The 324-nt window shown below is 29.0% G+C and carries 1 pseudogene; it reads right to left on the bottom strand.

The features are described from left to right. A pseudogene (locus JFL43_RS22220) lies at positions 1–323 on the bottom strand (hypothetical protein); the annotation flags it as partial. Position 324 lies beyond the last annotated feature (1 nt).

The raw sequence follows: 324 nt of genomic DNA, 5'->3' as shown, positions 1-324 counted from the left end.
TGTTGCTCAATATATGCACCCTTGAATTGTTCGAAATAGATATCACTACTTTCCTCTTTTAAAATTTTCAAAGTATCTCTTTTAATCATTAGGGACGGATAAGCACGATACGGCTTTTTCATTTCTATATAAGTTTGATGGTCAATACCTTCAAACCAATTATTAGTTGTCTTAATAATAGAAAACTCATCTTGTATTCCATAGTTTGTTTTTAAATATTCTTGTATTGGTTGATTCAGATCATCTTTAGAGAAACATCCACTAAGAATTAAGATTGATGTACTTGCTAAGATGACTTGAATCAATCTTTTAATACTCTTCATT

This window comes from Viridibacillus soli, from assembly GCF_016612995.1.
GTDB classification, from domain to species: Bacteria; Bacillota; Bacilli; order Bacillales_A; family Planococcaceae; genus Viridibacillus; species Viridibacillus soli.
Note: the sequence above shows the minus strand (reverse complement) of the source record. Positions and strands in the feature narration are given on the sequence as shown.